The organism is Lacticaseibacillus zeae subsp. silagei (assembly GCF_030770335.1).
GTDB classification, from domain to species: domain Bacteria; phylum Bacillota; class Bacilli; order Lactobacillales; family Lactobacillaceae; genus Lacticaseibacillus; species Lacticaseibacillus zeae.
The window spans coordinates 1104089-1120633 of the sequence record NZ_CP132484.1; the positions used below are offsets into that span (position 1 = coordinate 1104089).

At 48.3% G+C, this 16545-nt stretch carries 19 protein-coding genes; 1 reads left to right on the forward strand and 18 read right to left on the reverse strand.

Features of this window, described 5'->3' with window-relative positions:
* Positions 1–79 precede the first annotated feature (79 nt).
* Positions 80–4876 (forward strand): KxYKxGKxW signal peptide domain-containing protein, encoded by a 4797-nt coding sequence (locus tag LACZS1_RS05265; RefSeq protein WP_115656725.1) that lies wholly within the window; start codon positions 80–82, stop codon positions 4874–4876.
* A gap of 201 nt (positions 4877–5077) precedes the next feature.
* On the opposite strand, the gene LACZS1_RS05270 is transcribed toward LACZS1_RS05265, so the two are convergent.
* The 18 genes from LACZS1_RS05270 to LACZS1_RS05355 form a co-directional block, all read right to left on the reverse strand.
* A complete protein-coding gene (locus LACZS1_RS05270; protein WP_145981716.1) occupies positions 5078–5371 on the reverse strand; it encodes a hypothetical protein in 294 nt (97 codons plus the stop codon).
* Positions 5372–5902: 531 nt separating this feature from the next.
* Positions 5903–6454: a hypothetical protein gene (locus LACZS1_RS05275; RefSeq protein WP_070651121.1), complete on the reverse strand. Its 552-nt coding sequence runs from the start codon at positions 6452–6454 to the stop codon at positions 5903–5905.
* Positions 6455–6460: 6 nt separating this feature from the next.
* On the reverse strand, positions 6461–6661 hold the full coding sequence (locus LACZS1_RS05280; RefSeq protein ID WP_070651119.1) for a hypothetical protein: 201 nt from the start codon (positions 6659–6661) through the stop codon (positions 6461–6463).
* A gap of 189 nt (positions 6662–6850) precedes the next feature.
* Positions 6851–7225, reverse strand: a complete 375-nt coding sequence (locus tag LACZS1_RS05285; RefSeq protein ID WP_141753069.1) for a hypothetical protein — start codon at positions 7223–7225, stop codon at positions 6851–6853.
* Positions 7226–7288: 63 nt separating this feature from the next.
* The gene (locus LACZS1_RS05290; protein WP_070651117.1) at positions 7289–7498 is read right to left on the reverse strand and encodes a hypothetical protein; all 210 of its coding nucleotides are present in this window, start codon (positions 7496–7498) and stop codon (positions 7289–7291) included.
* Between the two features lie 396 nt (positions 7499–7894).
* Positions 7895–8023: a hypothetical protein gene (locus LACZS1_RS05295; protein ID WP_269461173.1), complete on the reverse strand. Its 129-nt coding sequence runs from the start codon at positions 8021–8023 to the stop codon at positions 7895–7897.
* A 309-nt stretch (positions 8024–8332) separates the two neighbouring features.
* Positions 8333–8542 carry a hypothetical protein gene (locus LACZS1_RS05300; RefSeq protein WP_070651115.1) on the reverse strand — a complete coding sequence of 70 codons (210 nt, stop codon included), beginning with the start codon at positions 8540–8542 and terminating at the stop codon, positions 8333–8335.
* A gap of 36 nt (positions 8543–8578) precedes the next feature.
* Positions 8579–8749, reverse strand: a complete 171-nt coding sequence (locus tag LACZS1_RS05305) for a hypothetical protein (protein WP_168165302.1) — start codon at positions 8747–8749, stop codon at positions 8579–8581.
* Positions 8750–8938: 189 nt separating this feature from the next.
* The gene (locus tag LACZS1_RS05310; RefSeq protein WP_141753068.1) at positions 8939–9283 is read right to left on the reverse strand and encodes a hypothetical protein; all 345 of its coding nucleotides are present in this window, start codon (positions 9281–9283) and stop codon (positions 8939–8941) included.
* Positions 9284–10339: 1056 nt separating this feature from the next.
* Entirely contained in the window at positions 10340–10630 is a 291-nt protein-coding gene (locus LACZS1_RS05315) for a hypothetical protein (protein WP_070651106.1), read from the reverse strand.
* Positions 10631–11089: 459 nt separating this feature from the next.
* Entirely contained in the window at positions 11090–11434 is a 345-nt protein-coding gene (locus LACZS1_RS05320; protein ID WP_141753067.1) for a hypothetical protein, read from the reverse strand.
* 699 nt (positions 11435–12133) lie between these two features.
* Positions 12134–12781 carry a hypothetical protein gene (locus LACZS1_RS05325; protein ID WP_115656726.1) on the reverse strand — a complete coding sequence of 216 codons (648 nt, stop codon included), beginning with the start codon at positions 12779–12781 and terminating at the stop codon, positions 12134–12136.
* 36 nt (positions 12782–12817) lie between these two features.
* Positions 12818–12988 (reverse strand): hypothetical protein, encoded by a 171-nt coding sequence (locus LACZS1_RS05330; RefSeq protein WP_172493436.1) that lies wholly within the window; start codon positions 12986–12988, stop codon positions 12818–12820.
* A gap of 315 nt (positions 12989–13303) precedes the next feature.
* The gene (locus LACZS1_RS05335) at positions 13304–13522 is read right to left on the reverse strand and encodes a hypothetical protein (RefSeq protein ID WP_141753075.1); all 219 of its coding nucleotides are present in this window, start codon (positions 13520–13522) and stop codon (positions 13304–13306) included.
* Positions 13523–13534: 12 nt separating this feature from the next.
* Complete coding sequence (locus LACZS1_RS05340) at positions 13535–13825, reverse strand: hypothetical protein (protein ID WP_070651981.1); 291 nt, start codon at positions 13823–13825, stop codon at positions 13535–13537.
* 420 nt (positions 13826–14245) lie between these two features.
* On the reverse strand, positions 14246–14440 hold the full coding sequence (locus tag LACZS1_RS05345) for a hypothetical protein (protein ID WP_070651980.1): 195 nt from the start codon (positions 14438–14440) through the stop codon (positions 14246–14248).
* A 435-nt stretch (positions 14441–14875) separates the two neighbouring features.
* Positions 14876–15022, reverse strand: a complete 147-nt coding sequence (locus LACZS1_RS05350; RefSeq protein ID WP_172493439.1) for a hypothetical protein — start codon at positions 15020–15022, stop codon at positions 14876–14878.
* Positions 15023–15352: 330 nt separating this feature from the next.
* The gene (locus tag LACZS1_RS05355; RefSeq protein ID WP_070651979.1) at positions 15353–15655 is read right to left on the reverse strand and encodes a hypothetical protein; all 303 of its coding nucleotides are present in this window, start codon (positions 15653–15655) and stop codon (positions 15353–15355) included.
* Between the last annotated feature and the right edge of the window lie 890 nt (positions 15656–16545).

Below are 16545 nucleotides of genomic sequence, written 5' to 3' on the forward strand. Positions count from 1 at the left end.
ATATGTTACACTACGAACGTATACTGAAATCATGAAGGAATAACCTAAGAATGATGAATCAGGAGGGAATGGGCGATTAATGAGTAGATTAAATCCTCAAAGACAGAAGCGGCTTTTTGAAACGAACAGTAAAAGCCGTTTTAGAATGTATAAAGCCGGCAAGCAATGGTTGGTTGCCGGTATCGCCACATTAAGCGGCTTATTTGGTATGGGGGCCGTCGCTAGTTCGCCGGTGCACGCAAGTACAACGAACACGGCTGGTGTCGGCAAAGAGGCCGGAAAACAGGATGTGCTGGCGACTCAAAATCAAGCGACCATTCCTGCGAGTTCCAATACGACATCGCAATCAACTTCGGAAAGCACTTCAACCAGTACGTCCGAGAGCGTCTCGGCGTCGCAGTCGGTTAGTGCTAGCGATTCAAAGAGCACTTCTGACTCAAGCAAGAATAGCCAGAGCACTTCAACCAGCAGCTCTATTAGTGCGGCCAGCGCGTCAGTAAGTGAATCCATTTCCAAGTCTGAAAGCGCAGCGAAGAGTGGTTCCACCACTGAATCGCAAAGCAATAAGACCACACAATCAGAAAGCCAGAAAAAGTCAGAGAGTACCTCGAATCAGCCAGCTTCGAAGGAAACATCGGTTAGCGTATCTGAAAGTACCTCGACGAGCACGAACCCCTCAAAGCAGGCTTCAACCAGTTCATCTGAAAGCACAACAGGCAAACAGAGCACCAGCACCTCTGAAAGCCAATCTTTGAGTGCTTCTCAGAGCACGTCACTCAGCATTTCCGAGCAATCGTTAAGCGACTTAGCTGCCAAGACTGGTGAGCTAGCAACAACTGATATCAACAAACTCACTGCTATGATGGCGCAGGCCAAGACGGCAGCTGCTGATAGTGAATTCACCATTACGGATCAAAAAGATTTTAAGAGTGGTGAATCTGCTGCTGAGTCTGATCTTAAGTCCATTATTAGTAATATTAACCTCAAGGGACTCGGGATTTTAAATATTGGTAACGTTAGAGGCGCCGTTAATCAGCTGGCAGCTTTGATTGATGCCTATATTAAAAATCCCAAACTCTATACGAACACGACAATCACTGACAACAAGACCGGCACAAATGCTTACGATCCCATTTGGAAGCCGGATAATCGTAACAATAGCAGTCGTTGGCCTGGTGCTAATAGCATCACAGACTTAAGCGGTACTGGTTACTTTTATGCCGTCAACAGCTCATTGCCTTCTTTCAACGCTGGTTATGTCACTTATCTGCGTTCATATGCACAAGGCATTTTGGATGATTTAGCCGCTGTTAAGAATCAATCGACAAATCCTGATGCAGCCAATTCCTTAATCAACAACACTACTTATCGTTCAGGGGACTTAAGTGGTTCCTCACTGGGCGGCGTTATCTCAAATGGACTAAGCTTTATCTGGAATTCATTTTGGAATAACTATAACGTTCCAAAGGTACTGCAAGTATATACTGATTCAAGTGTTGCGGCATCAAATGTCAATACAACTGTTGGTTACCTCAATAACTTAGTTGGTCTGGTTGCCCCTTATATCATCAACGGGATCGCTCATCAGGCATTGTCTGATATTCGGTCAATCGGCAATGCCAAAATGGGTGCAGATGGCAAGGTTGACTATGCCCCTGACAACTTTACCGATGCCGTTAGTTTGAACGGCAACATTCAGACTTTTCTTAAAATGGTCGGCCTGGATGGGGTTATTCAAAGTAGCCTCATGCAGCGTATTTATGATTCAATTAAAACCGTTGCTCAACAAGCTATCATGAACAACTGGGCAACTGGTGAGTATAAAGCCCTGCAGAACCTGATGAACAATGGTATCTATGATGACGGCTCAAATACGTATAAGGCCACTGGCTATGACGTTAATAATCCAGCCGCTGTCACTAATAGTAATCAGGCCAATTTAAGTGACACGACCCAAGCCGCTGCTTATGCATGGGCCATGAAAGTCTTCACGCCTTTGCTTCAAAAAGCAGCTTCGGATGCTTGGAGTGGTAGTCCAGCTGACAACATTGACGAACTAATTGATTCATTGAATGTCTCCGACGCTGACAAAGCTCTACTGAAGACAGATAATGCACAAAACACGGCGTCCGGTCTCAAGAATTATGCTCGCAGCGCTGAAGGCGCCCGCGAGATGATCCAACAGATCTACTCCAAAGAATATCAAGCGGTTGCTAAAGCACTGTACGACTTTAGAACCGATCCAACATATACGGACGCTCAGCTAGCACAGCGGCAAAAAGATGCGGATCTTAATTTTGAACCAGTAGGTGATCCTGCACTCAATGGTGGCGGCGGTACAGCGACAACACTCGAAGCGAATGATTACACCAGGACTTATCAGTTCTTACGTGACGCCATGTATCAAGGGCAAGCCAACGCTGATATCAAGTCTCATTCACAAAAAGACGGTAACGTTGATCCCCTCAAGCCAGATCCAACTGAGTTTACAGCACAAAAAAGCATTTTAAGCTCGACCTTGACGCCGTTAGTCGATGATTTGACCAACTTCGCTCGGCCATACTATTCCTACGCTTATCAAGTAGAAGCGATCCGGGCTAATAATGCGTTTGCAGCCGGGTTAGCAAAAGCACATGAGGAAATTGCGAAGAACCCAGCGATGCCTGTGCAGGATGCAGGCGATGCTGGGAAGATCACGGTTGATGGCCAAGATTACAGCGCCAAAGACGATACAACTGCTTCGATTTATACCACGGTAGCAAGTGCTATTAATAAAGACGCACCAGCAGCAGGCCAAGCCTTCACTGATGGCTATCAGTCAATTTTGACCGAAGTCACCGTTACGTTGCAGGCAAAATCTGGCGAAACTGGTTTTCCTGATGCCAAGACTTATACGGTTTGGGCACCGACTGACCAATTAACCAACATTGGTGCACCAACTGTCAAAGGCTGGATTCCTGACCCAGTAAATGCTGCCAGCACCTTTACGGGTAAGACGGGTCAAATCACATTTACTTATCACAAAGGCGCCAGCATTGATAACATCAGCATTACCAACCCAACTGATTCGCGTCAGTACAACGGTGAACTTTTAAATTATCCTGATATTGATCCAACCATCACGATTACTTGGAATGATGGGACAAACACGACGACCCAGTCACTCAAATTCTCGTCTATTTCCGGATTTGCCGGGGATATGCATGCATACTTCAACTTTGCCTATACCGGTGACGAAGGCAAATGGACGGTTCAACTCAATCAAAATGGTGCAGATGCAGTCTTAAGCTGGATTAAAAATCAGCTTAAATATGACGGCACTTCATTTGAGGTACCTGATTCCGCCCTTGATTTACTACCACAGAAGTTCACTTATAGCATCACCAAACAAGTTGCCGTTACCAGCAAGAAGAACGTTAACTACATTATTGGCGACGACCTCCCGACAGCTAAAGACCTTTATGATTATGTTGTTGTCAACGGTGTTAAGTACGACGCCAGCCAGGTTAAGTGGAATGCTGACGGTAGCAAGGGCACGATTGATGGCGTCGGTACCATCACCCTGAACTGGAATAAGAGCAAAGATGATTTGCAAACCGCTGGAACGTATACCGATGCCGCTGATCTTCAGCTGACATTGCAGGATGGCACAGTTGCTAAAGATGCTGTGAACGTCATCAGTTCGTCAGCGAAGCACGATGTGACTGTCAACAATAATCGTACGGTTGTTTATGTTATTGGTGGCGACAAGCCTACTGCTAAAGAGGCTATGAATGGATCCGGTGCCTACATTGAAGTTGACGGCACGAAGTATACGACCGATGACATCAAGTGGAGTAGTGATGGTAACACCGGTACCATTACCACTAAGGATGGCAAGACCATCACAGTTACCTTGGCATGGGCTAAGGGTGCTGAAGATGCTATTGAAACGGCTGGATTGCATTCGAATGCGGCTAATGTTGAGGTAACGTTATCCGATAAATACACCGCAGCAGGTGCGTTAAACGTCTATTCGACCACTAATGCTTCCACAGATGCGCAAGTCGATAGTAAGAAGAACATTGGCTACACCATTGGTCATGACCTTCCAACTGCAAAGGACGCCTTTGATGCCGTTGTTGTTAATGGCGTTGTTTACACGGCTGATCAGGTTACCTGGAATAATGACGGCACTGGGACGATTGACGGCGTTGGTACCTTTACGATTGATTGGTCCGATGATGCTCAGAAGACCCTTCAATCAGAAGGCATGCATAAAAATGCCGGCACGTTAGTCTTCACTCGGCAGTCAGACAAGAAACAATTTACTGACAGCTTCAACGTTTATTCAGCACCGGACTATTCTAAGCAATCAGAAAGTGCTTCAGAATCTACTTCAATGTCTGACTCTGAACGAACTTCGACTTCTGCTTCTGCAAGCACCTCGACAAGTACGTCTGCTTCCTTGTCCGCCAGTGAGTCAGCAACGGAATCTAATTCAATTTCGCAAAGCACATCTAAGATCCAGTCAGAATCTGTTTCTGCTTCAGATTCGAAGAAACAGTCGGAGTCTGCTCAATCGAGCCAATCAACCAGTGAGTCGACTTCAGTCTCAATGAGTGAATCGAGTCGGGCAGCTACCTCAAACTCGGCAAGCACTTCGACAAGTATGTCGGCTTCAACATCTACGAAGGAATCAACGACTGAGAGTACGTCGAAAGATGTCTCCGAATCAGATTCAGCAAGTCATTCGACAAGCATGTCAACTTCTACCTCGTCAAGTGAGTCGAGTCGGGCATCTCAGTCCGAATCAGCTAGTTTGTCAGGCAGTGTTTCTGCTTCTGAATCGGCAAGTACCTCCGGAGTCTGCTCAATCGAGCCAATCAACCAGTGAGTCGACTTCAGTCTCAATGAGTGAATCGAGTCGGGCAGCTACCTCAAACTCGGCAAGCACTTCGACAAGTATGTCGGCTTCAACATCTACGAAGGAATCAACGACTGAGAGTACGTCGAAAGATGTCTCCGAATCAGATTCAGCAAGTCATTCGACAAGCATGTCAACTTCTACCTCGTCAAGTGAGTCGAGTCGGGCATCTCAGTCCGAATCAGCTAGTTTGTCAGGCAGTGTTTCTGCTTCTGAATCGGCAAGTACCTCTGACAAAGATTCAACCAGTGCTTCAACAAGTGAATCACAATATGAAAGCACATCGTCGATTGCAAGCGGTTCTGATCGTAAGTCGGCTTCGACATCAGCCAGCGTTTCGACCTCGGCTTCAGCTTCGGGTTCCACGAGTGAATCAGATGTTAAGTCAGAGTCCAACTCTGCCAGTGAGAGTCTCTCGGCTTCGGAAAGTGACTCGCGCAATGGCAACAACAGCGGTGCAAGCATTTCGCAGTCCGCAAGCACGTCGGCAAGCACCTCAGTTTCAGTTTCGACAAGCGAATCAACACGCAGTTCTGAATCTGTTTCAAAGAGCGATTCTCAGCGTGATGCCACCTCTAAGTCTGCAGATAACTCAAAGACAGCTTCCGAAAGCGGCTCAGTTAGCGCTTCAACTTCGGCATCTAAGAGTTTGTCAGAGCGTCGTGACGAGTCTAAGTCTGCATCAACATCAACATCACTTTCTGCATCAACCTCAACTCGTGAATCGGATTCCGCTTCGGCAAGTATTTCTGGTTCAACAAGCAAATCACAGTCAGAATCGGTATCAACCTCAGATAGCAGTGTGAAATCTGAGTCGATGTCAACGAGTTACTCGGAATCAACGTCTAAGTCTAAGTCGGAAATTAAATCGAACTCTGACTCGGCAAGCAATTCGGCCAGTCAATCTGCTTCGACCTCTACCAAGGCTTCGACCAGTGAGTTGCAGTCTAGTTGGACGAGCAATTCTAAGCAAAATTCAACATCCATTTCGGCATCTTATTCTGAAGAGCAATCGACTTCTGACAATAAGAACGCATCAGTCAGCGAGTCGAATTCAACTTCGATCAGTGAGTCCGAACAGGCTTCTACTTCGGCCTCAGCTTCAACCTCGACAAGTAAGTCGAAGGCAGACTCAACGAGTGAATCAACCAGTCGGTCAAAAGAAGGCTCTGGCAGCACCAACAAAGATACTTCCGCATCCACTTCGGCAAGCCTGTCAACTAGCACGTCGGATTCAGCTTCCACGAGTGCTTCAGACCATGCTTCGGCATCCACATCACTGAGTGTTTCGGAGAGTAGTTCGGCGTCACAGTCGGCTAGTGCTTCCAAGCGTGATTCACAGAGTACTTCGACGAGTGCTTCAACGCAGACGTCACAGTCAGCTTCAACCAGTAACTCTGACCGCGATTCAACTTCTGCGTCAGCAAATGATTCCACGAGTGCATCGAAGTCAGAGTCTACAAGCCAGTCTGATCGGGCATCTAAGTCCGATTCAGCCAGCGATTCGACCTCGACTTCCGAGAGCAAGGGTGCCGGCAGTGAAAGCACCGCTAGTCAATCCACATCTGTAAGTACTTCGACCAGTGATTCTGCTTCTACCTCCGACAGTGAATCTAAAAAGGCGTCCAACTCAGCTTCGATAAGTGAATCGAAGCAGGCTTCAACGTCTACTTCAACGAGCACTTCGAAGTCGGATTCCACATCAACTTCTAAGCGCGAATCGACCAGTGCTTCGACATCCGCAGCAGATAGCACGTCAACACGTCACTCTGAGTCTAATTCGGTAAGCACATCACAATCGGATTCTGCCTCGAAGTCGACTAGCGAGTCCAAGCAGGCATCTACAAGTCAATCTGACTCAACCTCAACCAGTTACTCTGAATCGACATCGAAGTCCAAGTCAGAAATTCATTCAAGTTCTGACTCGGCAAGCAAGTCGGCAAGTCAATCAGCTTCAACGTCAACGAAGGCTTCGACCAGTGAGTCGCAGTCTAGTTCAACGAGCGATTCTGAGCAAAATTCGACATCCGCTTCGGCTTCGACATCTGAGAAACAATCAACTTCTGACAATAAGAATGCTTCAGTCAGTGAGTCGAACTCAACGTCAACTAGCGAGTCCGAACAGGCGTCAACTTCGGCCTCAGCTTCAACCTCGACAAGTAAATCGAAGGCGGATTCGACGAGTGAATCAACCAGTCGGTCAAAAGAAGGCTCCGGCAGCACCAGCAAGGATACTTCCGAATCCACGTCGGCAAGTTTGTCGACCAGCACCTCTGATTCAGCTTCTACGAGTGCTTCAGACCATGCTTCGACATCCACGTCACTGAGCGTTTCAGAAAGTACTTCGGCATCGCAGTCGGCAAGTACTTCTAAACATGATTCTCAGAGCGCTTCGATCAGTGAATCAGCGCGAACATCGCAATCAGCTTCAACTAGTAACTCTGACCGCGATTCAACTTCAACATCGGCTAATGATTCCACCAGTGCATCGAAATCAGAGTCTACAAACCAGTCTGATCGGGCATCCAAGTCTGATTCAGCCAGCGATTCGACCTCGACTTCCGAAAGCAAGGGTGCTGGCAGTGAAAGCACGGCTAGTCAGTCGACTTCAGTAAGCACCTCGACTAGTCAATCTGCTTCAACTTCAGATAGTGAAGAAAACAAGAACTCTAAGTCGACATCCACTAGTGAATCGAAACAGGCGTCAATGTCGGCTTCCACAAGCACATCGAAGTCGGATTCCACATCAACTTCTAAGCGCGAGTCGACCAGTGCTTCTGCATCTGAAGCGGATAGTACATCAACGCGTCACTCTGAATCGAATTCAGTAAGCACATCACAATCCGATTCAGCTTCGAAATCAACGAGCGAATCGAAACAGACTTCTAAGCATCAATCAGAATCAACTTCCTCGAGTTACTCTGACTCTACTTCCAAGTCCCAGTCAGCAATCCATTCAAACTCTGATTCGGCAAGCAAGTCGGCAAGTCAATCAGCTTCGACATCTACTAAGGCTTCGACCAGTGAGTCGCAGTCTAGTTCGACGAGCCATTCTGAACAAAATTCAGCATCGGCATCGACTTCAACTTCTGAAAAGCAGTCGACTTCTGATAACAATAACGCCTCGGTCAGTGAATCGAATTCAACATCGACTAGCGAGTCCGAACAGGCGTCAACTTCGGCATCGGCTTCGACATCAACGAGTAAGTCAAAGTCTCAGTCGACAAGTGAATCAACCAGTCGGTCAAAAGAAGGCTCTGGCAGCACCAGCAAGGATACTTCTGAATCCACTTCGGCGAGTCTATCGACCAGCACCTCTGATTCAGCTTCCACGAGTGCCTCAGATCATGCTTCGGCATCCACATCAATGAGTATTTCGGAGAGTACTTCAGCTTCGAACTCAGCGAGTGCTTCCAAGCATGATTCTCAGAGTGCTTCCACCAGTGAATCAGCACGTACGTCACAGTCAGCATCGACCAGTGATTCCGACCGCAATTCAGCTTCCACATCGGCTAATGAGTCGACCAGTGCATCGAAGTCAGCGTCAACCAGCCAGTCAGATCGGGCATCCAAGTCCGATTCGGCTAGCGACTCGACCTCGACTTCTGAAAGCAAGGGTGCCGGCAGTGAAAGCACCGCAAGTCAGTCCACGTCGGTAAGCACTTCGACTAGTCAATCAGCTTCGACTTCCGATAGTGAAGCCGACAAGAACTCGAAATCAACTTCAACCAGCGAATCGAAGCAGGCTTCTGAGTCAGTTTCAACGAGTGAGTCGAAGTCGGATTCCACATCAACTTCTAAGCGCGAATCGACCAGTGCTTCAACATCCGAATCAGATAGCACGTCAACGCGTCATTCCGAATCGAATTCGGTAAGCACATCGCAATCGGATTCCACCTCGAAGTCGTACAGTGAATCTAAGCGGACATCGACCAGTCAATCTGACTCGACCTCGACGAGCTATTCAGAATCGACTTCGAAGTCTAAGTCAGAAATTCACTCAAGCTCCGATTCGGCAAGTCAGTCAGCAAGTCAATCGGCTTCAACGTCAACGAAGGCTTCGACCAGCGAGTCGCAGTCTAGTTCGACGAGCAATTCTGAGCAAAACTCTGCATCAGCCTCGACTTCAACTTCTGAGAAGCAGTCGACTTCTGATGACAATAACGCCTCAGTCAGTGAATCGAATTCAACTTCGACCAGCGAGTCTGAACAGGCTTCGACTTCGACATCAGCTTCAACATCAACGAGCAAGTCGCAGTCACAATCGACAAGCGAATCAACGAGTCGGTCGAAGGAAGGCTCTGGCAGCACCAGCAAAGATACTTCCGAGTCTACTTCCGCAAGTCTGTCGACCAGCACGTCCGATTCAGCTTCCACGAGTGCTTCGGATCATGCTTCAGCATCCACATCCATGAGTAATTCGGAGAGCACTTCAGCTTCGAACTCAGCAAGTGCTTCCAAGCATGACTCTCAGAGTGCTTCCACCAGTGAATCGGCACGGACCTCACAGTCAGCCTCGACCAGTGACTCTGATCGCAATTCTGCTTCCACATCGACTAACGATTCCACGAGTGCATCGAAGTCAGCATCAACGAGTCAGTCTGATCGAGCTTCTAAGTCCGATTCGGCAAGCGATTCAACTTCGACTTCGGAGAGCAAGGGTGCTGGTAGTGAAAGCACCGCTAGTCAGTCGACTTCGGTAAGCACCTCGACCAGTCAATCAGCTTCAACTTCAGATAGTGAAGAAAACAAGAACTCCAAGTCGACATCCACTAGTGAATCGAAACAGGCATCCACGTCGGCTTCAACAAGCACCTCGAAGTCGAATTCTACTTCGAGTTCGAAGCACGAATCGACCAGTGCGTCGACATCTGAGTCAGACAGTATGTCAACACGTCACTCTGAATCGAATTCGGTAAGCACATCACAATCCGATTCAGCTTCGAAATCTAATAGTGAATCCAAGCAGACGTCTACCAGTCAATCAGACTCAACCTCAACGAGCCACTCAGACTCTACTTCGAAGTCTAAGTCAGGAACCCAGTCGAGTTCTGACTCGGCAAGTAAGTCGGCTAGCCAGTCAGCATCGACATCTACTAGTCAATCAACGAGTGAATCGCAATCAACCTCTAAGCAGACTTCAGAGAACGGTTCAGCTTCTGATTCAACCTCTGAATCGACTTCTACTAGCGCATCAGAACATGCTAGCGAATCGGTAAGTGCTTCGACGTCGGCTTCCAAGAGCACAACTGGCGCAGCTTCAGCTTCAACGTCGGCAAGCAATTCGACAAGCAAGTCAATTTCAAATTCACAGAGCGAATCGGCCAGTCACTCGAATCAAAACTCAGAAAGTATTTCCAAGGAACGCTCACAATCGGCTTCGGCCAGCTTGTCTGACAGTAGCTCGAAGTCAGCTTCGACCAGTACCTCTGATCAAGCTTCAACTTCTGGTTCTATGAGTGCTTCGACTAGCTCTTCTGAATCACAGTCGGCTAGTGAGTCAAGCAAGGATTCGAAAGCAGCTTCCACCAGTGCATCCGAACGCGATTCACGTTCAGCTTCAACGAGTGATTCCGAACGCAATTCAGCATCGGTATCAGCAAGTGATTCAACGAATGCTTCTAAGTCAGCGTCAACGAGCCAGTCTGATCGGGCTTCCAAGTCTGATTCGGCCAGCGATTCGACCTCGACTTCCGAGAGCAAGGGTGCTGGCAGTGAAAGCACCGCTAGTCAGTCGACTTCAGTAAGCACCTCGACCAGTCAGTCAGCTTCAACTTCAGATAGTGAAGAAAACAAGAACTCGAAATCAACTTCAACGAGCGAATCGAAGCAAGCTTCGGCGTCAGCGTCAACGAGCGAATCGAAGTCTGATTCAAAGTCAACGTCTAATCGTGAATCAACGAGTGCCTCCGTATCTGAAGCAGACAGTACATCGACACGTCATTCTGAGTCGAATTCGGTAAGCACGTCACAATCCGATTCAACCTCGAAGTCGTATAGCGAATCTAAACAGACTTCTACAAGTCAATCCGACTCGACATCGACCAGTTATTCTGAATCAACTTCACAGAGCCAAGCCTCTGAGAGCAAGTCTGAATCCGTCTCTGGCAGTCAGTCTGAATCGACATCAACGTCGAAATCGGCAAATCAGTCGAGTTCTGAATCAGCAAGCAAGTCAGCAAGTCAATCAGCTTCGACCTCTACCAAGGCTTCGACCAGTGAGTCGCAGTCTAGTTCAACGAGCAATTCTGAACAAAACTCGACATCCACTTCGGCATCGGCATCTGAAGAGCGATCGACTTCCGACAATAAGAACGTATCGGTCAGTGAATCGAATTCAACATCGACCAGTGAATCCGAACAGGCTTCAACCTCGGCATCAGTTTCGGCGTCCACGAGTAAGTCGCAGTCACAGTCAACGAGTGAATCAACCAGTCGGTCAAAAGAAGGCTCTGGCAGCACGAGCAAGGATACTTCTGAATCCATTTCGGCAAGTCTGTCAACCAGCACCTCTGATTCAGCTTCCACCAGTGCTTCGGATCATGCTTCAACATCCACATCACTGAGTATTTCGGGGAGCACGTCAACATCACAGTCGGCGAGTGCCTCCAAGCATGACTCACAAAGTGCTTCGACCAGTGAATCAGCGCGGACATCACAGTCAGCTTCCACGAGTGATTCAGAACGTAATTCAGCCTCTGCATCGGCCAATGATTCGACCAGTGCATCGAAGTCAGATTCAACCAGCCAGTCTGATCGGGCATCTCAGTCCGATTCGGCAAGTACGTCAGCTTCGAAGTCAACCAGCCGGTCAATGGAAAGTGGCAGTAACGCCAGTGCTTCTGAATCGACCAGCACTTCTGCTAGTCAATCAACCTCGACTTCAACGAGTGAATCGAAGCAAGCCTCAACCTCTACTTCTAAGAGTGTTTCCGAGCAGAATTCTGAATCAGTTTCGACCAGCACTTCGAAGTCGGATTCCACATCAACTTCTAAGCGCGAATCGACCAGTGCTTCAACATCTGAATCAGACAGTACGTCAACACGTCACTCCGAATCGAATTCAGTAAGCACATCGCAATCGGATTCCACCTCGAAGTCGTATAGTGAATCCAATCAGACTTCAACGAGTCAATCAGATTCAACCTCAACGAGTTACTCCGAATCGACTTCGAAGTCCAAGTCAGAGATTCACTCAAGCTCTGATTCGGCAAGCAAGTCAGACAATCAATCTGCTTCGACTTCTACCAGCCAGTCGGCGAGTGAATCACAGTCGACTTCGAACAGTGACTCCAAGCAAAACTCGGTATCTGCTTCGACTTCTGCTTCTGAAAAACAGTCGAGTTCTGATGACGACAACGCCTCAGTCAGTGAATCGAATTCAACATCGACTAGCGAGTCCGAACAGGCGTCAACTTCAGCCTCAGCTTCAGCATCGACAAGTAAATCACAGTCACAGTCGACCAGTGAATCAACGAGTCGGTCAAAGGAAGGCTCCGGCAGCACCAGCAAGGATACTTCCGAGTCCACTTCGGCAAGTCTGTCGACCAGCACGTCCGATTCAGCTTCCACCAGTGCTTCAGACCATGCTTCGGCATCCACTTCAATGAGTGTTTCAGAGAGTACTTCTGCTTCGAACTCAGCGAGTGCTTCCAAGCATGACTCACAAAGTGCTTCGACCAGCGAATCAGCGCGGACATCACACTCGGCTTCGACGAGTGATTCCGAACGCAATTCGGCTTCCGCATCGGCTAATAACTCCACCAGTGCATCGAAGTCAGCTTCAACCAGCCAGTCTGATCGGGCATCCAAGTCCGATTCAGCTAGCGACTCGACCTCGACTTCCGAAAGCAAGGGTGCTGGCAGTGAAAGCACGGCTAGTCAATCCACATCGGTAAGCACTTCGACCAGTCAATCAGCTTCAACTTCAGACAGTGAAGAAAATAAAAACTCCAAGTCGACATCTACTAGTGAATCGAAGCAGGCTTCAACGTCAGCTTCAACAAGCACCTCGAAATCGGATTCCACATCAACTTCTAAGCGTGAATCGACCAGTGCTTCAACATCCGAATCAGATAGCACGTCAACGCGTCATTCTGAATCGAATTCGGTAAGCACATCGCAGTCTGATTCAACCTCGAAGTCGTACAGTGAGTCTAAGCAGACGTCTACCAGTCAGTCCGGTTCAACCTCGACGAGCCACTCCGAATCAACTTCGAAGTCCAAGTCAGAGATTCACTCAAGCTCTGATTCGGCAAGTAAGTCGAACAATCAATCTACTTCGACTTCGACCAGTCAGTCTATCAGTGAATCAAAGTCGAGCTGGAATAGTAGCTCCAAGCAAAACTCGGTATCGGCTTCGAATTCAGCATCTGAAGAGCAGTCAACTTCTGACAATCAGAGCGCTTCAGTCAGCGAATCGAACTCGACTTCGACGAGCGAGTCCGAACAGGCGTCAACTTCCGCATCAGCTTCAACCTCGATGAGCAAGTCGCAGTCAGATTCAACCAGTGAATCAACCAGTCGGTCAAAGGAGGGCTCTGGGAGTACCAGCAAGGATACTTCTGAATCCACTTCGGCAAGTCTGTCAACCAGCACCTCTGATTCAGCTTCCACTAGTGCTTCAGATCATGCTTCGGCATCCACATCGATGAGCATTTCGGAGAGCACTTCCGCTTCGAACTCAGCGAGTGCTTCCAAGCATGACTCACAAAGTGCTTCGACCAGCGAATCAGCGCGGACATCACACTCGGCTTCGACGAGTGATTCCGAACGCAATTCGGCATCAGTATCGGCAAGTGATTCAACGAATGCTTCCAAGTCAGCGTCAACGAGCCAGTCAGATCGCGCATCTAAGTCTGATTCGGCCAGCGATTCAACCTCGACTTCCGAAAGCAAGGGTGCTGGCAGTGAAAGCACGGCTAGTCAATCCACATCGGTAAGCACTTCGACCAGTCAATCAGCTTCAACTTCAGACAGTGAAGAAAATAAAAACTCCAAGTCGACATCTACTAGTGAATCGAAGCAGGCTTCAACGTCAGCTTCAACAAGCACCTCGAAATCGGATTCCACATCAACTTCTAAGCGTGAATCGACCAGTGCTTCCGCGTCCGAATCAGACAGTACGTCAACACGTCACTCTGAATCGAATTCGGTAAGCACATCGCAGTCTGACTCAACCTCGAAGTCTTACAGCGAGTCTAATCAGACTTCAACGAGTCAATCAGGCTCTACTTCGACCAGTCACTCAGAATCAACTTCGAAGTCCAAGTCGGAAATTCATTCAAGTTCTGACTCGGCAAGCAAGTCAGCTAGTCAGTCGACTTCGACATCAACTAGTCAGTCCAAGAGCGAGTCACAATCAACTTCTAAGCACAAGTCAGATAATGGCTCGGCTTCCGATTCAGTTTCGGAATCAATTTCTACCAGTGCCTCGGCACATACCAGTGAATCGGTAAGTGCTTCGACATCGGCTTCCAAGAGCACAACTGGCGCAGCTTCGGCATCAACGTCGGCGAGTGATTCAACAAGCAAGTCAATTTCAAACTCACGGAGCGAATCGACTAGTCGCTCAAATCAAAGTTCAGAAAGCATCTCTAAGGAACGCTCACAATCAGCTTCAGCCAGCCTATCTGACAGTAGCTCCAAGTCAGCTTCGACCAGCACGTCTGATCATGCTTCGACTTCAGGTTCCTTTAGTACTTCAACCAGCACTTCTGAATCGCAATCAGCCAGTGAATCAAGTCAGGATTCAAAAGCAGCTTCCACTAGTGCTTCTGAACGTGATTCGCAATCAGCTTCAACGAGTGATTCCAAACGCAATTCTGCTTCCACATCGACTAACGATTCCACGAGTGCATCGAAGTCAGCATCAACGAGCCAGTCTGATCGGGCTTCTAAGTCCGATTCGGCAAGCGATTCAACTTCGACTTCGGAGAGCAAGGGTGCTGGCAGTGAAAGTACTGCTAGTCAATCCACATCGGTAAGCACCTCGACCAGCCAATCTGCTTCAACTTCAGACAGTGAAGAGAACAAGAACTCTAAGTCGACATCCACTAGCGAATCGGAGCAGGCGTCAACGTCGGCTTCAACAAGCACCTCGAAGTCGGATTCCACATCAACTTCTAAGCGCGAGTCGACCAGTGCTTCCGCGTCCGAATCAGACAGTACGTCAACGCGTCACTCTGAATCGAATTCGGTAAGCACATCGCACTCGGATTCAACCTCGAAGTCACACAGTGAATCCAAGCAGACTTCCACAAGCCAGTCGGATTCAACTTCCAAGAGTCAATCTGAATCAACCTCACAAAGCCAAGCTTCTGAGAGCAAGTCTGAATCCGTCTCCGGCAGTCAGTCTGAATCAACTTCGAAGTCCAAGTCAGCGACTCAGTCAAGTTCTGAATCAGCAAGTAAGTCGACCAGTCAATCTGTTTCGACTTCTACCAGTCAGTCGATGAGTGAATCACAATCGGCTTCGAACAGCCATTCCAAGCAAAACTCGGTATCGACGTCAACTTCAACTTCTGAAAAGCAGTCGACTTCTAACAACGCGAGTGCTTCTGTCAGTGAATCGAATTCAACATCGACTAGCGAGTCTGAACAGGCTTCAACTTCAGCCTCAGCTTCGGCGTCCACGAGTAAGTCGCAATCGCAGTCGACCAGTGAGTCAACGAGTCGGTCGAAGGAAGGCTCCGGCAGCACCAGCAAGGATACTTCCGAGTCCACTTCGGCAAGTCTATCGACCAGCACGTCCGATTCAGCTTCCACCAGTGCTTCGGATCATGCTTCCGCATCCACATCAATGAGTCATTCGGAGAGCACTTCTGTTTCGAACTCAGCGAGTGATTCCAAGCATGACTCACAAAGTGCTTCCACCAGTGAATCAGCGCGGACATCACAGTCGGCTTCGACAAGTGACTCTGAGCGCAATTCAGATTCTGCCTCAGCTAAAGACTCGACCAGCACTTCCAAGTCAGATTCAACTAGCCGTTCCGATCAGGCTTCCAAGTCTGATTCCGCCAGCACCTCGGCTTCGAAGTCAACCAGTCGGTCAATGGAGAGCGGCAGTGATTCGAGTCAATCTGAATCGACCAGCACATCGGCTAGTCAATCAACGTCGACTTCAACGAGTGAATCAAAGCAAGCTTCAACGTCCGCTTCAAAGAGCGAATCGAAGCAGAACTCTGAGTCAGTTTCCACGAGCACTTCGAAGTCGGATTCCACATCAACTTCTAAACGCGAATCGACCAGTGCTTCAGTATCCGAGTCGGACAGTACGTCAACACATCATTCTGAATCGAATTCGGTAAGCACATCACGATCTGATTCAACCTCGAAGTCTTACAGCGAATCCAATCGGACGTCGACCAGTCAGTCAGGTTCAACTTCGACAAGCCACTCCGAATCAACTTCGAAATCCAAGTCGGAAATTCATTCAAGTTCTGATTCGGCAAGCAAGTCAGGCAGTCAGTCGACTTCAACATCCACTAGTCAATCCAAGAGTGAGTCGCAATCGACTTCTAAGCACAAGTCAGAAAATGGTTCAGCTTCTGATTCAACGTCTGAATCGATCTCTACCAGTGCTTCGGCACATGCCAGTGAATCGGTAAGTGCCTCGACATCGGCTTCCAAGAGCACAA

What these genes read in the sequence shown, in the direction of transcription:
- LACZS1_RS05265 (WP_115656725.1), top strand. Translation starts at nt 80, where the DNA reads ATGAGTAGATTAAATCCTCAAAGACAGAAGCGGCTTTTTGAAACGAAC.
- LACZS1_RS05270 (WP_145981716.1), bottom strand. Translation starts at nt 5,371, where the DNA reads ATGCTTGCACCGCTGTTGTTGCCATTGCGCGAGTCACTTTCCGAAGCC.